Here is a 17,334-nt window from a genome sequence, read left to right on the forward strand (position 1 = left end):
CCAGAAATAGACGAGTAAGTCCGTAGCAAACTTAGCGTTTACGGTAGAACAAACCTCTTTTTTGTTACATGTTAACAGCTTGATATTAAATTATAATTAACAGTGTAGTGGCGTTATCCCGTTTCATTCAGAAATTTGTATAAGGAAAGGGAAAACGGTCCGTATCAGTTGGCAATATGAACGTTTTACTTGTATGCATCCTGATAACTTCGTTTTAAATTCTGCCTGCTTACTTTTCCTTCACCGGACTTGTGTCATATTAAGGCGTTTTTTAAGGTGAGCTCTATGGCTTTGGACTGTTAGTGGTCGTTATCCACTTACGGGTAGTGCTCGTCACGGGGGATATAACCTGTATGCTATCTTTCTGAATGCGTTTTCGGTTTTCATCATTCTTTTTATTCAGCAATTTTCAGATTTTCGTCTACGCTTTTTTCTGCGCGACTGGCGGGTTCTGTTTCTGCGTTTTGTGGGCGCGGGCCAGCGTGACTATCAGGCTGCGGACCCCGTCATTCGGGGAGAATCGCGCTTTCAGGCCTTATCGGAAAGCGGTGATGATTTTTTTAAACACAAGGCTTGACTCTGAACCCAAACGGCGCCAAAATTGCGTCCACGCCTTGAGGGTAAGGCCAGGAAAGATGTTAATAATCAGTAAGTTAGATTTTTAGAATCTTCCGCCATCGCAAATCGCAGTCATGAGACTGCAGCCAGTTCAGATTCAATGTGTTTTGAGTTGTACTCAAAAGCATATGCGGGAATAGCTCAGTTGGTAGAGCACAACCTTGCCAAGGTTGGGGTCGCGAGTTCGAGTCTCGTTTCCCGCTCCAGACTTTACAGCACTTTTGTTTGTTCAGGCGCTCCTGAAAAGAGCTCCTGTTTTCCGTGTTTCACACTTTTGTGAACAGAGTTATCCACAACCCCTCTTATCCGGCTTGTTTTCAGCGCTGGAGAATTTCTTTTACATAATTTCTGTAATCACTTCTTTTTTAACGCATTTTTTTCATTTCGAACTGTTAACCAGATCACTTGACCATTTTTTCTTCATTGAATGGCAACGGGTTTTATTTTTTATGCACAGTTCAGGGAAGGGGATCAGGCGTCGCGCGGCAGCCCTTTTTCAATGGCTCTGACCAGGCGCTGCTGCTGTTTGGCGGACCGTACTTCTACCGCATCGGCGCTGCGTTTCTCAAGCTGGCGGGCAATGGCCCAGTCGATATGCTCATCCAGTAGCGGATGTTCCCCCTGGCGTTGCTGCAACGCCGCCAGACAGTCCGGATCCCAGGGCGCATTTCCTAACGCCACGGCGATATTGCGCAGCCAGCGCAGATGACCAATGCGTCGAATAGCGGAACCTTCGGTTACCTTCAGGAACTTCTCTTCGCTCCAGGCGAAGAGTTCAACGAGCTGTGGGGCGTGCAGCGCCTGGCGGGGGCTAAAGTCCGCTTCGTCAGTCAGGTGCGAAAAACGGTTCCAGGGGCAGATTAACTGGCAGTCATCGCAGCCATAAATGCGGTTGCCCATGAGCGGACGAAACTCTTCAGGGATAGCGCCTTCCAGTTCGATGGTCAGGTAAGAGATACAGCGACGGGCATCCACCACGTATGGCTCCACGATGGCGCCGGTGGGGCAGGTAGTGATACAGGCCACGCAGCGCCCGCACTCTTCCTTTACCGGCCGATCGATGGGCAAGGGAAGATCGATCAGTAGTTCACCCAGAAAGAAGAAGGAGCCGGCATCGCGGCTGAGGATAAGTGAGTGCTTACCTGTCCAGCCAAGCCCGGCTTTTTCGGCCAGCGGTCGCTCCAGCAGCGGCGCTGAGTCAACAAAGGGTCTAAAATTCAGGGAGGTGCAGTGGCCGCGAATTGTCTCGCCCAGCTTTTTAAGTCGGTTGCGCAATAATTTATGATAATCGCGTCCCAGCGCGTAACGGCTGACGTAGCCCAGGCTGGGATTCTTCAGCGTGCTGGCGAAACCTGCTTTGGCAGGCAGATAGTTCATACGGACGCTGATAACCCGCAGGGTGCCGGGCAGCAGTTCGTGGGGGCGTGCGCGCATCATGCCATGGCGGGCCATCCATTCCATCTCGCCGTGGTACTGCTTATCCAGCCACGCCTGGAGCGCCGGTTCACTGGCGGAAAGATCGGTGTCGGTAATACCGACATGCTGGAAGCCGAGCGCTTTGCCCCACTGTTTGATATCTTGCGCTAACTGATTGAGATCGAGGGGCTGTGACATGATGGACCATAACCTGAAGAACAACGACGTCAGTATCATACCACATGAGGTCTGGCCTGCAGACTGGCTGCGCGGAGCGGAAAAAGAGGCGGCAGATGCGCTGGGGCTGACGCTGTACGAATTAATGCAGCGCGCCGGCGAGGCCGCATTTCGTATTGCGAGTACTCACTATTCTGACAGCAGCCACTGGCTGGTGCTTTGCGGTCATGGCAATAATGGCGGCGATGGCTATGTGGTGGCGCGTCTGGCTCAGGGCGCGGGTATTAGCGTAACGTTGCTGGCCCTGGAGAGCGACAAGCCGCTGCCGGAAGAGGCAGAGAGTGCCCGGGCCGCCTGGCTCGATGCCGGTGGAACCATTCATAGCGCCGGAGCGCCCTGGCCGCAGGGCGTCGATCTGATTATTGATGGTCTGCTGGGAACCGGGCTGAATGCCGCGCCCCGGGCACCGGTGGCCCGGCTGATTGACCATATCAACCAGCATCCGGCACCGGTGGTGGCGCTGGATGTGCCTTCGGGCCTGAGTGCGCAAACCGGCGCGGCCCCAGGGGCTGTCGTTTCTGCCGACCATACCGTCACCTTTATTGCCCTGAAGCCCGGCCTGCTTACCGGTCGCGGCCGCGATTTCACCGGCCAGATTCACCACCATGCGCTGGGACTGGAACCCTGGCTTAACGCCCGGCGCGCGCCCATCATGCGCTACGATGCCTCCCAACTGGCCCAGTGGCTGAAGCCGCGCCGCGCAACCGCCCATAAGGGGGATAACGGGCGCCTGGTGGTGATTGGCGGCGATCGGGGGACTGCCGGTGCCATTCGTATGACCGGCGAGGCCGCGCTGCGGGCTGGCGCGGGCCTTGTGCGAGTGCTTACTCACAAAGAGAATATCGCGCCGCTGCTTAGCGCCCGTCCGGAGCTCATGGTGCATGAACTGACACAGGAAAGCCTGAGTCAGAGCCTGGAGTGGGCCGATGTGGTGGCGATAGGCCCGGGGCTGGGGCAGGGTAACTGGGGGAAACAGGCGCTGCAAAAGGTGGAAAACTTCCGGGGACCGATGGTCTGGGACGCGGATGCGCTTAACCTGCTGGCAATCAATCCCGATAAACGTCAGAATCGCATTATAACACCGCACCCCGGCGAAGCCGCGCGCCTGCTCAACAGTAGCGTGACACAAGTTGAAAGCGATCGCTTACTTGCCGCGCAAGCTCTGGTAAAAAGGTATGGCGGCGGCGTAGTGCTGAAGGGGGCCGGTAGTGTGGTGGCGGATGAACAGGGGCTGGCTGGCATTATCGATGCCGGGAATCCCGGCATGGCAAGCGGCGGTATGGGAGATGTCCTGACCGGCATTATCGCCGCCCTGCTGGCTCAAAAGCTCCCGTTCTGGCAGGCGCTGTGTGCCGGTTGCGTCGCGCACGGTGCGGCGGCCGATGAACTGGCCCTCCGCTATGGCCAGCGCGGTATGCTGGCCAGCGATCTGTTTACTGTGCTTTATCGTTTTGTTAACCCGGATGTGAAGTAACTGAATCATGACGAACCTTGTAACGCCTTTACCCGACGAACCCGCCACGCTGGCGCTGGGGCAACGTATTGCCCTGGCCACTCAGGGAATGACCACCCTCTGGCTGTATGGCGATTTGGGCGCCGGGAAAACGACTTTCAGCCGTGGTTTCCTTCAGGGGCTGGGCCATCAGGGCAACGTGAAAAGCCCGACCTATACCCTGGTTGAACCTTATGAGCTGGGGGATAAGCGAATTTATCACTTTGATTTGTATCGTCTTGCGGATCCTGAAGAGCTGGAGTTCATGGGGATTCGCGACTATTTCACCCGGGACGCTATCTGCCTGGTGGAGTGGCCGCAGCAGGGAGCAGGCGTGCTGCCTGAACCGGATTTAGAAATTTATCTGAGCTACCAGGCGCAGGGGCGGGAAGCGGAAATCCGTGCCGTATCACCCGCGGGAGAGGCGCTGTTGGCTCGTCTGGCTTAACAGGGATTAACTATGTGGCGCGTTAAAGGTTGGCTGTTAGCTGCACTGGTGGTGCTGTGCGCACCGCTTCAGGCGGCGAGTCTGTCTGATATTCAGGTCTCCAACAAGGATGACCAGGCTCGTATTACCTTTAGCTTCATGGGGGACCCCGAGTATACCTGGTCCCGCCAGGGGAGCCGCACGCTGGTGCTGGATATCCGCCAGACCGGCATTATTCAGGGGTTACCGCTCAATTTTAGCGGGCAGAACCTGGTGCAGCGTATTCGATCCGGTACACCGGAAAACAGCCAGATGCTGCGTCTGCTGGTGGATCTCACCCGCGATGGCAAGCCGCGGGTTGAAAAGCATAACAGCGGTGCCAGCTATACCCTGGTCTTTACCATTGACGCGGATAAGCCGAAGCCTGCTCCGGCCCCGGTTGTGGCCCAGCGCCAGCCTGCCCCGGCACCAGCGCCCACGCCGGTAGCGCCGCAGGCACCTACTCAGCCTGCGAAAAATCCCTTCCGGGCAGATAGCAACAGCGCTACGGCCGTCGTGAGTGATAACCGACCGCTCCGCCCGGCGAAGGCGCGCAACACCGGTGCGACCAGCGGGCCGATTATTATCGCCATCGATGCCGGTCACGGCGGTCAGGATCCGGGAGCCATCGGTCAGAGCGGCACCCGGGAGAAAAACGTCACTATTGCTATCGCCCGTAAGCTGAAAAGCCTGCTGAACAGCGATCCGCAGTTTAAAGGGGTTCTGACCCGCGACGGTGACTACTTTATTTCGGTGATGGGGCGTTCCGATGTGGCGCGTCGCCATAACGCTAATCTGCTGGTTTCCATTCACGCCGATGCCGCGCCAAATCGCCAGGCCAGGGGCGCTTCGATATGGGTGCTCTCTAACCGCCGCGCTAACAGCGAAATGGCTAGCTGGCTGGAGCAGCACGAGAAACAGTCCGAGCTGCTGGGCGGTGCGGGCGATGTACTGGCAAACAGCCAGGCGGATCCTTATCTCAGCCAGGCGGTGCTCGACTTGCAGTTCGGCCATTCGCAGCGCGTTGGCTATGATGTGGCGCGCAGCGTTCTGTCACGACTGGATGGCGTGGGGCAGATCCATAAGCTTCGCCCCCAGCATGCCAGTCTGGGCGTGCTAAGGGCGCCGGATATCCCTTCGTTGCTGGTTGAAACCGGTTTTATCAGCAACAGCAGCGAAGAGCGTTTGTTAGGAAGCCACAGCTACCAGCAGCAGATCGCTAACGCCATCTATCAGGGGCTGCGCGATTACTTCCAGGCGCATCCGTTGCAAAACGCACCGGACCCGGCCCAGCCGCAGCTGGCCAATGCGGAAGGGGCGGGAGAACGTACCACCGCGACTAACTAAGGAGAGAGTATGCCGATTCAGATCTTACCCCCGCAGCTGGCGAACCAGATCGCCGCAGGGGAGGTAGTGGAACGGCCGGCGTCGGTGGTTAAGGAGCTGGTGGAAAATAGCCTCGATGCCGGCGCGACCCGTATCGATATCGATATCGAGCGCGGCGGCGCCAAACTTATTCGCATCCGCGATAACGGCTGCGGCATCAATAAAGAAGAGTTGTCGCTGGCTCTGGCGCGTCATGCCACCAGTAAGATTGCCACGCTCGACGACCTGGAGGCGATCATCAGCCTTGGCTTTCGCGGCGAGGCGCTGGCCAGTATCAGTTCGGTCTCCCGGCTGACGCTCACCTCCCGCACCGAAGCCCAGCAGGAAGCGTGGCAGGCCTATGCCGAAGGGCGCGAGATGGCGGTGACGGTAAAACCGGCGGCCCACCCCACGGGAACCACGCTGGAAGTGCTGGATCTGTTCTACAACACTCCGGCGCGCCGCAAATTTCTGCGTACCGAAAAGACCGAATTCGGTCATATCGACGAAGTGGTGCGGCGCATTGCGCTGGCACGCTTCGATGTCGCCATCAACCTGACCCATAACGGCAAGCTGGTGCGCCAGTATCGTGCGGTGCCGGAAGGCGGCCAGCGCGAGCGGCGGCTGGGGGCGATTTGCGGCACTGCCTTTATGGAACACGCGCTGGCTATTGAGTGGCAGCATGGTGATTTGGCGCTGCGCGGTTGGGTGGCGGAACCCCGCGGCTCTGACGCTTCTTTCGCTGAAATTCAGTACTGCTATGTTAACGGGCGCATGATGCGCGATCGCCTGATTAACCATGCCATTCGCCAGGCCTGTGAAGAGGGGCGCGGTGACGCCGGGCAGCCCGCTTACGTGCTCTATCTGGAGGTGGATCCCCACCAGGTGGACGTTAACGTCCATCCCGCCAAGCATGAGGTGCGGTTCCATCAGTCGCGACTGGTGCACGATTTTATCTACCAGGGCGTGCTGAGCGTCCTGCATCAGCAAACGGAAAGCGCGCTGCCGCTGGAAGAGAACGGCGAGGCGACATCGCCGCGCTGGCAGCCGGAAAACCGGGCTGCTGCCGGTGAAAACCATTTTTCACGTCCGGCCCGGGAGCCGGAGCCGCGCTATAGCGCATCGACCACTTCTTCGATATCTGAAACGCGGCGCGGCGGCGGTGCTGGCGGTGGTTCGGCGGGTGGGCGCGGCCAGGGCGCGGGCGACTGGCCCCATGCCGCGCCGGGCTATCAGAAACGGCAGGGGGCGCTGTATCGCCAACTACTGGATACGCCTCAGGAAGAAGAGGCGGCGTCCGCGCCTGCTCCGGCATCGGGTGAGGCTGCGTTATCGGCCCACAGCCAGAGTTTTGGCCGGGTGCTGGCCGTGATGCAGAACGAGCTGGCGCTACTGGAGCGCGACGGGGCGCTGACATTACTGGCGTTGCCGGTAGCGGAACGCTGGCTGCGTCAGGCACAGCTGTCACCTGGCAGCGAAAGACTACGCCCGCAGCCGCTGCTGATTCCGGTACGCCTGCAGCTTCAGGCCCCAGAGCGTGATACTCTGAGCCGGTACCAGGCGCTGCTGGCGGAAACAGGCGTAGAATTCGCCATCGATGCGCGGCATGTGACGCTCCGCGCGGTGCCTTTACCCTTACGACAACAAAATTTACAAATCTTGATTCCTGAACTGATAGGCTACCTGGCGCAGCAGACAGAGTGCGAGGCTTCCCATATAGCCCACTGGCTGGCCCGCCATTTAGCGAGCGAGCAAGTCGAGTGGAGCCAGGCGCAGGCGATAACGCTGCTGGCCTCTCTGGAACGCCTCTGTCCGCAACTGGTGAAATCACCGCCTGGTGGCCTGTTGCAACCCGTAGATCTACATCCGGCGATGAATGCCCTGAAGCATGAGTAACGAAAGTAAGGCTGGCCTGCCGAAGGCGATTTTTTTGATGGGACCCACCGCCTCTGGCAAGACGGCGCTGGCGATTAAGCTGCGCACTCTGCTACCGGTAGAGTTGATTAGCGTGGATTCCGCTCTGATTTACCGGGGTATGGATGTGGGGACTGCGAAGCCGGGGGCCGACGAACTGGCCCAGGCGCCGCACCGCCTGCTGGATATTCTGGATCCTGCCGAAAGCTGGTCGGCGGCGGATTTTCGCCGAAGCGCGCTGGAACAGATGGCAGAAATTACGGCATCTGGCCGTATTCCGCTACTGGTTGGCGGTACCATGCTCTATTTCAAGGCATTACTCGAAGGACTTTCGCCACTGCCTTCCGCGGATCCCGTGGTGCGTGCGCGAATCGAACAACAGGCGGCAGAGCAGGGATGGGGCGCACTACACCGGGAGCTTGAAGCTATTGATCCGGTGGCGGCGCAGCGAATCCATCCGAATGATCCGCAAAGACTTTCCCGGGCACTGGAAGTTTTTTTCATTTCGGGTAAAACTTTAACGGAGTTGACGCAAACTTCCGGAGACGCTCTACCGTATCAGGTGCATCAGTTCGCTATCGCCCCGGCGAGCCGTGAACTGCTCCATCAGCGAATCGAGCAGCGTTTTCATCAGATGTTGGCTTCAGGTTTTGAAGCAGAAGTTCGGGCACTTTTTGCCCGCGGAGACTTGCATACGGATATGCCTTCCGTTCGTTGTGTGGGATACCGCCAGATGTGGTCATATTTGACCGGCGAGATCGCTTACGATGAGATGGTTTATCGCGGTGTTTGCGCCACGAGGCAGCTGGCTAAACGTCAGATGACCTGGCTGAGGGGTTGGGAAGGGGTGGAATGGCTGGATAGCGACCATCCCCGGCAATCTCTGCAGCGAGTGTTGCAGGTAGTTGGTGCGTGAGCGTATTGAACGTGTACAATTATGGCGACTCGTGTGTGTGCAAATTTTTTAGACAGTTTTTTCAGAGCCCAAGGGTTCATGAGTACAAACAACAAGCTATAAGGAAAAGATAGAATGGCTAAGGGGCAATCTTTGCAAGACCCGTTTCTGAACGCGCTGCGTCGGGAACGTGTTCCGGTTTCTATTTATTTGGTGAATGGTATTAAGCTGCAAGGTCAGATTGAGTCTTTTGATCAGTTTGTGATCCTGTTGAAAAACACGGTCAGCCAGATGGTCTATAAGCACGCGATTTCTACTGTTGTTCCGTCACGTCCGGTATCTCATCACAGCAACAATGCCGGCGGCGGTTCCAGCAACTATCACCATGGCAACAGCAATAACGCGCAGGCGGGTTCCGCCGGGCAGCAGGACAGCGACGCAACTGAATAAGGTGGCGGGCTGTAATCCCATGCCGGGGAACCAGGTTATCTGCGTTCCCCGCTGGTCTTTTTGAGAGGTTATACGCTTGTTTGACCGTTATGATGCCGGTGAGCAGGCGGTACTGGTACACATCTATTTTTCGCAAGACAAAGACATGGAGGATCTCCAGGAGTTTGAAGCCCTGGTTTCTTCCGCCGGTGTCGAGGCTTTGCAGGTGGTGACCGGTACCCGAAAGGCGCCGCACCCGAAGTATTTTGTTGGTGAGGGCAAGGCAACTGAAATTGCCGACGCAGTTAAAGCCACTGGGGCATCAGTCGTGCTCTTTGACCATGCGTTAACCCCCGCTCAGGAACGTAATCTTGAGCGCCTGTGCGAATGTCGGGTTATTGACCGCACCGGACTGATTCTGGATATTTTTGCCCAGCGTGCCCGTACACATGAGGGTAAGCTGCAGGTTGAACTGGCGCAGCTGCGCCACCTGGCGACGCGACTGGTTCGGGGTTGGACCCACCTTGAGCGCCAGAAAGGGGGGATTGGTCTGCGTGGACCGGGGGAGACCCAGCTTGAGACGGACCGCCGTCTGCTGCGCAACCGCATTAGCCAGATCCTCTCGCGGCTGGAAAAAGTTGAGAAGCAGCGTGAGCAGGGCCGACGCGCCCGTACCCGTGCCGATGTGCCTACCGTTTCTTTGGTCGGCTATACCAACGCAGGTAAATCCACGCTGTTTAACCGGGTCACCGAGTCCGGCGTCTATGCAGCAGATCAGCTGTTTGCCACGCTGGACCCCACGTTGCGTCGTATCGACGTGGCGGACGTAGGTGAAACGGTGCTGGCGGACACCGTAGGTTTTATCCGCCACCTGCCCCACGACCTGGTCGCCGCGTTTAAGGCGACGCTGCAGGAGACCCGTCAGGCAACGCTGCTGCTGCACGTTATTGACGCTGCGGATCACCGGGTGCAGGAGAACATTGAAGCCGTAGAGTCGGTTCTTGAGGAAATTGATGCCAGGGAACTGCCGACGCTACTGGTGATGAACAAGATCGATATGCTGGATGGTTTTGAGCCGCGTATCGATCGCGATGAAGAGAATGTACCGGTACGGGTCTGGCTTTCAGCGCAGACTGGTGACGGTTTACCACTGCTTTTCCAGGCTCTGACGGAGCGGCTTTCCGGGGAGATCGCGCAGCATACCCTGCGGCTTCCTCCGCGCGAGGGGCGTCTGCGAAGCCGGTTTTATCAGCTTCAGGCGATAGAAAAAGAGTGGATGGAGGAGGACGGCAGCGTCGGGCTGGAGATTCGTTTGCCCGTGGTGGAATGGCGTCGCCTCTGTAAGCAGGAACCGGCACTGGTGGATTATCTGGTTTAATCGTCGAGCTGGCCTGAAGACTTTCCCCTGAGGGGGAATACCCGGAATGTTGAATGAAGGGTATATCACCGCACAACAAATATGGAGCACATACATGGCGTGGAATCAGCCCGGTAATAACGGACAGGACCGCGACCCGTGGGGAAGCAGCAAACCTGGCGGCGACTCTGGGGGAAATTCTGGGGGAAATAAAGGGGGCCGCGATCAGGGGCCTCCCGATCTGGATGATATCTTCCGCAAGCTGAGCAAAAAGCTTGGCGGCTTTGGCGGCGGCAACAAAGGCGGCGGTACCGGACAAGGTCCGCGCGGTCATATGGGCGGTAAGGTAGTCGGCATTGTCGCGGTAGCGGCGGTGATTATCTGGGCGGCCAGCGGTTTCTATACCATCAAAGAAGCGGAGCGCGGCGTCGTGACGCGTTTCGGCAAGTTCAGTCATTTGGTTGAGCCGGGTCTGAACTGGAAACCTACCTTTATTGATAACGTCAGAGCGGTAAACGTGGAATCGGTGCGGGAACTGGCCGCGTCCGGCGTGATGCTGACCTCTGATGAAAACGTGGTGCGCGTGGAAATGAACGTGCAGTACCGCGTGACCGATCCCGAACAATATCTGTACGCTGTGACCAGCGCCGACGACAGTCTGCGCCAGGCAACCGATAGCGCGCTGCGCGGCGTCATCGGTAAGTACACCATGGATCGCATCCTCACCGAAGGGCGTACCGTTATCCGTAGCGATACCCAGCGCGAGCTGGAAGAGACTATTAAGCCCTACAATATGGGGATTACGCTGCTGGACGTGAACTTCCAGGCCGCACGTCCGCCGGAAGAGGTGAAGTCCGCGTTTGACGACGCCATTGCCGCCCGTGAAAACGAGCAGCAGTACATCCGTGAAGCAGAAGCTTACGCTAACGAAGTTCAGCCCCGTGCTAACGGTCGCGCTCAGCGTATTCTGGAAGAGGCCCGGGCCTATAAGACCCAGACCGTTCTGGAAGCCCAGGGTGAGGTCTCTCGCTTTGCTAAAATTCTGCCGGAATACAAAGCCGCGCCGGAAATCACACGTGAGCGTCTCTACATTGAAACCATGGAGAAAGTGCTCAGCCATACCCGGAAAGTGCTGGTCAACGATAAGGGAGGCAACCTGATGGTGCTGCCGCTCGACCAGATGCTGAAGGGCGGCGCTAAAGCACCGGCCAAAAATTCGGATAGCAGCGATCTGCTGCGTCTGCCGCCTGCGCCGGAGTCCAGCAGTAGCGCCAGCCAGTCATCGTCATCCAGCAGTGGCGACATCATGGACCAGCGCCGTGCTAACGCGCAGCGCAACGATACTCAGCGCCGGGGGGGGGAATAACGATGCGGAAGTCATTAATTGCAATCATCGTGATTGTACTGGTCGTGCTCTACGCCTCCATCTTTGTGGTAAAAGAGGGCGAGCGCGGTATTACGCTGCGCTTTGGTAAAGTGGTGCGCGACGACGAGAATAAGCCGCTGGTTTATGCGCCGGGTCTGCACTTTAAGGTGCCGTTTATCGAGTCTGTAAAGACCCTGGACGCCCGTATCCAGACCATGGATAACCAGGCGGATCGCTTCGTGACCAAAGAGAAGAAAGATCTGATCGTCGACTCTTACATCAAGTGGCGTATCAGCGACTTCAGCCGTTACTACCTGGCGACGGGCGGCGGCGATATCTCTCAGGCCGAAGTGCTGCTGAAGCGTAAATTCAGTGACCGTCTGCGTTCTGAAATTGGTCGTCTGGATGTGAAGGATATCGTTACCGATTCCCGAGGCCGTCTGACCATTGAAGTGCGTGAAGCCCTGAACTCTGGCTCTGCCGGTACTGAAGATGAAGTTGAAACGCCAGCCGCTGACGACGCTATTGCCAAAGCGGCGGAGCGCGTAGCGAAAGAGACCGACGGTAAGGTGCCGGTTATTAACCCGAACAGTATGGCGGCGCTGGGTATCGAAGTGGTGGATGTGCGTATCAAGCAGATCAACCTGCCGACTGAAGTGTCCGAGGCGATTTACAACCGTATGCGCGCCGAGCGTGCCGCCGTTGCCCGTCGTCACCGCTCCCAGGGTCAGGAAGAGGCCGAGAAGCTGCGCGCTGCCGCGGACTACCAGGTCACCCGCACGCTGGCGGAAGCGGAGCGTCAGGCGCGTATGACGCGCGGTGAAGGCGACGCCGAAGCGGCGAAGCTGTTTGCCGACGCCTTTAGTCAGGATCCGGATTTCTATGCCTTTATCCGTAGCCTGCGCGCTTACGAGTCCAGCTTTAACTCTAACCAGGATGTGATGGTGCTGAGCCCGGAAAACGACTTCTTCCGCTATATGAAGACGCCGACCCATAGCTCACGTTAATCCAGCATCTCGCTGAGTGTGATATAAAGAGCCGGAATTTCTCCGGCTCTTTTTTTATGTGATGGAAAGCGAATGAACGCAACAATTCTGACCGCACTGGCGCTGGTACTGGTGCTGGAAGGCCTTGGCCCGATGCTGTTTCCCGGTCTGTGGCGTCGAATGATCGGCAGCATAACCCAGTTGCCAGATGGAATATTAAGACGTTATGGCGGCGCTCTTGTGGTTGCCGGCATCGTCATCTACTACATGTTGAGGAAAACGATTGTCTGATGAAAAAACTGGCATAACATGCGCGTTTTTATAGCCAAAAGGAGCTGAACATCTGCAAAACCGATGGTAGAATCCATTTTTAAGCAAACGGTGATATTGAAAAATGGGTAACAACGTCGTCGTACTGGGCACCCAATGGGGTGACGAAGGTAAAGGCAAAATTGTTGATCTTCTGACTGAACGGGCCAAATATGTTGTGCGCTATCAGGGCGGTCACAACGCAGGTCATACGCTGGTCATTAACGGTGAAAAAACCGTCCTCCATCTTATTCCATCAGGTATTCTTCGTGAGAACGTCATCAGCATCATCGGTAACGGTGTGGTGCTTTCTCCTGAAGCATTGCTGAAAGAGATGAAAGAGCTGGAAGATCGCGGTGTTCCGGTTCGCGAACGTCTGCTGTTATCCGAAGCTTGCCCGTTGATCCTGGACTACCACATTGCGCTGGACGTGGCTCGTGAAAAAGCGCGCGGCGCCAAAGCTATTGGCACCACCGGTCGTGGTATCGGTCCGGCCTATGAAGATAAAGTGGCCCGTCGCGGTCTGCGCGTTGGCGATCTGTTCGATAAAGAGACCTTCGCCAGCAAGCTGAAAGAGGTGATGGAATATCACAACTTCCAACTGGAGCACTTCTACAAAGCCTCTCCGGTGGACTACCAGAAAGTGCTGGACGATGCGATGGCGGTGGCCGATCTGCTGACCAGCATGGTGGTGGACGTTTCCGACCTGCTGGATCAGGCGCGTCTGCGTGGCGACTTCATTATGTTTGAAGGCGCGCAGGGCACGCTGCTGGATATCGACCACGGTACCTATCCCTACGTGACCTCTTCCAACACCACCGCTGGCGGCGTTTCCACCGGCTCTGGTCTGGGGCCGCGTTACGTTGACTACGTGCTGGGTATCCTGAAGGCATACTCCACCCGCGTGGGCGCCGGTCCGTTCCCGACCGAGCTGTTTGACGATGTGGGTGAGTACCTGTGTAAGCAGGGTAACGAATTTGGCGCCACCACTGGTCGTCGCCGCCGTACTGGCTGGCTGGATGCCGTGGCGGTAAAACGTGCCGTACAGATCAACTCGCTGTCCGGTTTCTGCCTGACCAAGCTGGACGTTCTGGACGGTCTGGAAGAGGTGAAGATTTGCGTGGCTTACCGTATGCCGGACGGCCGTGAAGTCTCCACCACGCCGATGGCGGCTGAAAACTGGGATGGTATTGAGCCGATCTACGAAAGCATGCCGGGCTGGTCCGAGAGCACCTTCGGTGTGAAGGATCGTAACCAGCTGCCTCAGGCTGCGCTGAACTACATTGAGCGCATCGAAGCGCTGACCGGGGTTCCTGTGGATATTATCTCTACCGGCCCGGACCGTAGCGAGACCATGATTCTGCGCGACCCGTACGACGCATAATCAAAGATCGGGCGCGGTCACGCGCCCGACATGGTCTGCCCATTCCTCATATTCCCGTCCACCATATAACCCACTTTCAGCCAGGTACGCCCAAATTAATTAGCGGCCAGGCCGTCGGCTGGTTTATCATCATTGTAAATAAAGAGCGTTTTCCCTCCCTTTACCCGAGGTTTATGTGCAGTTAACGAGTTTTACGGATTACGGCCTGCGAGCTTTAATTTATATGGCGGCTTTGCCGGAGGGGCGTATGACCAGCATTTCAGAAGTGACTGAGGTGTATGGTGTCTCCCGTAATCATATGGTGAAGATCATCAATCAGCTTAGCCGCGCCGGCTATGTTACCGCCGTGCGCGGTAAGAACGGCGGTATCCGGTTAGGCAAAGCGGCGCATGAGATCCGCGTGGGCGATGTCGTTCGCGATCTCGAGCCGTTGACTCTGGTTAACTGCAGTAGCGAGTTTTGTCATATCACACCGGCCTGTCGTCTGAAACAGGCGCTCTCACGGGCGGTGCAAAGCTTCCTTCAGGAACTGGATAACTACACGCTGGCCGATTTAGTGGAAGAAAACCAGCCGTTATACAAATTATTGCTGGTGGAATGACGAAAATTCCGCCAGCGGATGACAACGGAGGAACCGCAATGTCACAAGATCCATTTCAGGAACGAGAAGCCGAGAAATACACCAACCCAATTCCCAGCCGTGAATTCATTCTCGATCTCCTGTCTAAACGCGAAAAACCGGCCAGCCGCGATGAGCTGGCCCGTGAAATGAATATTGAAGGCGAAGAGCAGGAAGAGGCGCTGCGTCGCCGTCTGCGCGCTATGGAGCGCGACGGACAACTGGTCTTTACCCGTCGTCAGTGCTATGCGCTACCGGAGCGCCTTGACCTGGTGAAGGGCAGGGTTATCGGCCATCGTGACGGCTATGGCTTCCTGAGAGCCGAAGGAAGCAAAGACGACTTCTATCTTTCATCCGAAGAGATGAAGCGCTGTATTCACGGCGATGAAGTGCTGGCCCAGCCACTGGGCGCAGATCGTAAAGGGCGCCGCGAAGCGCGTATCGTGCGAGTGCTGGAGCCGCGTACCGGCCAGATCGTCGGACGTTACTTTACCGAAGCCGGGGTCGGCTTTGTGGTACCGGACGACAGCCGCCTGAGCTTTGACATCCTGATTCCACCTGAAGAGATTCAGGGCGCGCGCATGGGCTTTGTGGTAGTGGTCGAACTGACCCAGCGCCCGACGCGGCGTACCAAGGCCGTGGGTAAGATAGTCGAAGTCCTGGGCGACAATATGGGGACCGGCATGGCGGTGGATATCGCCCTGCGCAACCATGATATTCCTTACGTATGGCCTAAAGAGGTAGAAGCGCAGGTCGCGGGCCTGAGCGAGCAGGTACCGGAATCGGCCAAGCAGGGTCGAGTGGATCTGCGCGATCTGCCGTTGGTCACCATCGACGGTGAAGACGCCCGCGATTTTGACGACGCCGTTTACTGTGAGAAAAAACGCGGCGGCGGTTGGCGCCTGTGGGTCGCCATCGCCGATGTAAGCTACTACGTGCGTCCGCGCACGGCGCTGGATAAAGAGGCGCGTAGCCGCGGTACGTCGGTTTACTTCCCCTCTCAGGTGGTGCCGATGCTGCCGGAGGTGCTCTCTAACGGTCTCTGCTCGCTGAACCCGCAGGTGGACCGCCTGTGTATGGTATGCGAGATGACCATCTCCGCGCGCGGCAATCTCTCGTCGTATAAATTCTATGAAGCGGTGATGAGCTCCCACGCCCGTCTGACCTATACCAAGGTGTGGCACATCCTGCAGGGCGATGGCGAACTGCGTGAACAGTATCAGCCGCTGGTGAAGCCTATTGAAGAGCTGCATCACCTGTACAAGACGCTGGAACAGGCTCGCGGCGAGCGCGGCGGCATTTCGTTCGAGAGCGAAGAGGCGAAGTTTATCTTTAACGCCGAGCGTCGCATCGAGCGTATTGAGCAAACCCAGCGCAACGACGCCCATAAGCTGATCGAAGAGTGCATGATCCTCGCTAACGTTTCGGCGGCGCGTTTTGTGGAAAAACATAAAGAGCCCGCGCTGTTCAGGGTGCACGATCGTCCGACGACTGAAGCGATTACGGCGTTCCGTTCGGTACTGTCGGAACTGGGTCTGGAGCTTCCGGGTGGCAATAAGCCGCAGCCGGGCGACTATGCGGCGCTGCTGGACTCCATTGCCGATCGACCCGATCACGAAATGCTGCAGATTATGCTGCTGCGTTCTATGAAACAGGCGATCTACGATCCGGAAAACCGTGGTCACTTTGGGCTGGCGCTCTCTTCTTACGGTCACTTTACCTCGCCGATTCGCCGCTATCCCGACCTGCTGCTGCATCGCACCATTAAGTACCTGCTGGAAAAGCAGCGTAATGAACAGACCCATGCGGGGCAGACCGGTAGCTGGCACTACAGCATGGAAGAGATGCTGCAACTGGGCGATCACTGCTCGCTGACCGAGCGTCGGGCTGACGAAGCCACCCGCGAAGTGGCGGACTGGCTGAAGTGTGACTTTATGCTGGACCAGGTGGGCAATGTCTTTAACGGCGTGATCTCCAGCGTGACCGGCTTCGGTTTCTTCGTACGGCTGGATGAGCTGTTTATCGACGGTCTGGTACATGTCTCCTCGCTTGATAATGACTACTACCGCTTTGACCAGGTGGGTCAGCGTCTGATCGGTGAATCCGGCGGTCAGACCTACCGGCTGGGCGATCGGGTGGAAGTGAAGGTTGAAGCGGTCAATATGGACGAACGTAAGATCGACTTCTCGCTGATCTCCAGCCAGCGCGTCGTGCGCGGCGCGGGCAAGACCGCGCGCGATAAGGCGAAGAAGAATACCGGCAAAGGGAGAAGCGGCGGACGTCGTGATGCCAGTCGTCGGGTGAACTTCGAGCCGGACAGTGCTTTCCGTGACGGGAAAAAGGCGGAAAGCCAGCCCGGGAAGAAGTCGGATAAAGGGAAGAAAGGCAAAAAGCCGTCCGCGAAAACCCGTAAGATAGCCGCCGCCGCGAAAGAGAAACGTGCGAAGAAGAAGGCGGACTGAGCCCCCCACTGAGGCATCG

14 protein-coding genes and 1 tRNA gene are annotated in these 17,334 nt (G+C 57.3%); 14 read left to right on the forward strand and 1 reads right to left on the reverse strand.

The annotated features are described in order from the left end of the window. The first annotated feature begins 748 nt into the window (after window positions 1-748). Window positions 749-824, forward strand: a tRNA-Gly gene (locus FEM41_RS07840). Window positions 825-1,089: 265 nt separating this feature from the next. Here FEM41_RS07840 and queG read toward each other — a convergent pair. Beyond that, window positions 1,090-2,232 (reverse strand): tRNA epoxyqueuosine(34) reductase QueG, encoded by a 1,143-nt coding sequence (gene queG, locus FEM41_RS07845; protein ID WP_138095452.1) that lies wholly within the window; start codon window positions 2,230-2,232, stop codon window positions 1,090-1,092. Here queG and nnr point away from each other — a divergent pair. The 13 genes from nnr to rnr all read left to right on the forward strand — a co-directional run bounded on the left by nnr (window position 2,231) and on the right by rnr (window position 17,315). Next, window positions 2,231-3,745, forward strand: a complete 1,515-nt coding sequence (gene nnr / locus FEM41_RS07850) for a bifunctional ADP-dependent NAD(P)H-hydrate dehydratase/NAD(P)H-hydrate epimerase (RefSeq protein ID WP_138095453.1) — start codon at window positions 2,231-2,233, stop codon at window positions 3,743-3,745. The genes queG and nnr overlap by 2 nt on opposite strands. Window positions 3,746-3,752: 7 nt before the next feature. Continuing rightward, window positions 3,753-4,211: a tRNA (adenosine(37)-N6)-threonylcarbamoyltransferase complex ATPase subunit type 1 TsaE gene (gene tsaE, locus FEM41_RS07855; RefSeq protein WP_138095454.1), complete on the forward strand. Its 459-nt coding sequence runs from the start codon at window positions 3,753-3,755 to the stop codon at window positions 4,209-4,211. 12 nt (window positions 4,212-4,223) lie between these two features. Continuing rightward, the gene (gene amiB / locus FEM41_RS07860) at window positions 4,224-5,576 is read left to right on the forward strand and encodes an N-acetylmuramoyl-L-alanine amidase AmiB (RefSeq protein WP_138095455.1); all 1,353 of its coding nucleotides are present in this window, start codon (window positions 4,224-4,226) and stop codon (window positions 5,574-5,576) included. A gap of 9 nt (window positions 5,577-5,585) precedes the next feature. Continuing rightward, on the forward strand, window positions 5,586-7,490 hold the full coding sequence (gene mutL, locus FEM41_RS07865) for a DNA mismatch repair endonuclease MutL (RefSeq protein WP_138095456.1): 1,905 nt from the start codon (window positions 5,586-5,588) through the stop codon (window positions 7,488-7,490). Further along, window positions 7,483-8,424 (forward strand): tRNA (adenosine(37)-N6)-dimethylallyltransferase MiaA, encoded by a 942-nt coding sequence (gene miaA / locus FEM41_RS07870; protein ID WP_138095457.1) that lies wholly within the window; start codon window positions 7,483-7,485, stop codon window positions 8,422-8,424. The genes mutL and miaA overlap by 8 nt, the downstream gene beginning before the upstream one ends. A gap of 114 nt (window positions 8,425-8,538) precedes the next feature. After that, window positions 8,539-8,853, forward strand: coding sequence for an RNA chaperone Hfq (gene hfq, locus FEM41_RS07875; protein ID WP_138095458.1), 315 nt, complete (start codon window positions 8,539-8,541; stop codon window positions 8,851-8,853). Between the two features lie 76 nt (window positions 8,854-8,929). Further along, entirely contained in the window at window positions 8,930-10,210 is a 1,281-nt protein-coding gene (gene hflX, locus FEM41_RS07880) for a ribosome rescue GTPase HflX (RefSeq protein ID WP_138095459.1), read from the forward strand. 94 nt (window positions 10,211-10,304) lie between these two features. After that, window positions 10,305-11,555 (forward strand): FtsH protease activity modulator HflK, encoded by a 1,251-nt coding sequence (hflK, locus tag FEM41_RS07885; protein WP_138095460.1) that lies wholly within the window; start codon window positions 10,305-10,307, stop codon window positions 11,553-11,555. 2 nt (window positions 11,556-11,557) lie between these two features. Further along, window positions 11,558-12,562, forward strand: a complete 1,005-nt coding sequence (gene hflC, locus FEM41_RS07890) for a protease modulator HflC (RefSeq protein ID WP_138095461.1) — start codon at window positions 11,558-11,560, stop codon at window positions 12,560-12,562. A gap of 72 nt (window positions 12,563-12,634) precedes the next feature. Further along, a complete protein-coding gene (locus FEM41_RS07895) occupies window positions 12,635-12,832 on the forward strand; it encodes a DUF2065 domain-containing protein (RefSeq protein ID WP_138095462.1) in 198 nt (65 codons plus the stop codon). 103 nt (window positions 12,833-12,935) lie between these two features. Then, window positions 12,936-14,234, forward strand: a complete 1,299-nt coding sequence (locus FEM41_RS07900; RefSeq protein WP_138095463.1) for an adenylosuccinate synthase — start codon at window positions 12,936-12,938, stop codon at window positions 14,232-14,234. Between the two features lie 175 nt (window positions 14,235-14,409). Further along, window positions 14,410-14,835 carry a nitric oxide-sensing transcriptional repressor NsrR gene (gene nsrR, locus FEM41_RS07905; RefSeq protein WP_138095464.1) on the forward strand — a complete coding sequence of 142 codons (426 nt, stop codon included), beginning with the start codon at window positions 14,410-14,412 and terminating at the stop codon, window positions 14,833-14,835. Between the two features lie 38 nt (window positions 14,836-14,873). After that, the gene (rnr, locus tag FEM41_RS07910; RefSeq protein ID WP_138095465.1) at window positions 14,874-17,315 is read left to right on the forward strand and encodes a ribonuclease R; all 2,442 of its coding nucleotides are present in this window, start codon (window positions 14,874-14,876) and stop codon (window positions 17,313-17,315) included. Window positions 17,316-17,334: the final 19 nt, after the last annotated feature.

The organism is Jejubacter calystegiae, assembly GCF_005671395.1.
Classification (GTDB): domain Bacteria; phylum Pseudomonadota; class Gammaproteobacteria; order Enterobacterales; family Enterobacteriaceae; genus Jejubacter; species Jejubacter calystegiae.

What these genes read in the sequence shown, in the direction of transcription:
- nnr (WP_138095453.1), top strand. Translation starts at nt 2,231, where the DNA reads ATGATGGACCATAACCTGAAGAACAACGACGTCAGTATCATACCACAT.
- queG (WP_138095452.1), bottom strand. Translation starts at nt 2,232, where the DNA reads ATGTCACAGCCCCTCGATCTCAATCAGTTAGCGCAAGATATCAAACAG.
- tsaE (WP_138095454.1), top strand. Translation starts at nt 3,753, where the DNA reads ATGACGAACCTTGTAACGCCTTTACCCGACGAACCCGCCACGCTGGCG.
- amiB (WP_138095455.1), top strand. Translation starts at nt 4,224, where the DNA reads ATGTGGCGCGTTAAAGGTTGGCTGTTAGCTGCACTGGTGGTGCTGTGC.
- mutL (WP_138095456.1), top strand. Translation starts at nt 5,586, where the DNA reads ATGCCGATTCAGATCTTACCCCCGCAGCTGGCGAACCAGATCGCCGCA.
- miaA (WP_138095457.1), top strand. Translation starts at nt 7,483, where the DNA reads ATGAGTAACGAAAGTAAGGCTGGCCTGCCGAAGGCGATTTTTTTGATG.
- hfq (WP_138095458.1), top strand. Translation starts at nt 8,539, where the DNA reads ATGGCTAAGGGGCAATCTTTGCAAGACCCGTTTCTGAACGCGCTGCGT.
- hflK (WP_138095460.1), top strand. Translation starts at nt 10,305, where the DNA reads ATGGCGTGGAATCAGCCCGGTAATAACGGACAGGACCGCGACCCGTGG.
- hflC (WP_138095461.1), top strand. Translation starts at nt 11,558, where the DNA reads ATGCGGAAGTCATTAATTGCAATCATCGTGATTGTACTGGTCGTGCTC.
- FEM41_RS07895 (WP_138095462.1), top strand. Translation starts at nt 12,635, where the DNA reads ATGAACGCAACAATTCTGACCGCACTGGCGCTGGTACTGGTGCTGGAA.
- FEM41_RS07900 (WP_138095463.1), top strand. Translation starts at nt 12,936, where the DNA reads ATGGGTAACAACGTCGTCGTACTGGGCACCCAATGGGGTGACGAAGGT.
- rnr (WP_138095465.1), top strand. Translation starts at nt 14,874, where the DNA reads ATGTCACAAGATCCATTTCAGGAACGAGAAGCCGAGAAATACACCAAC.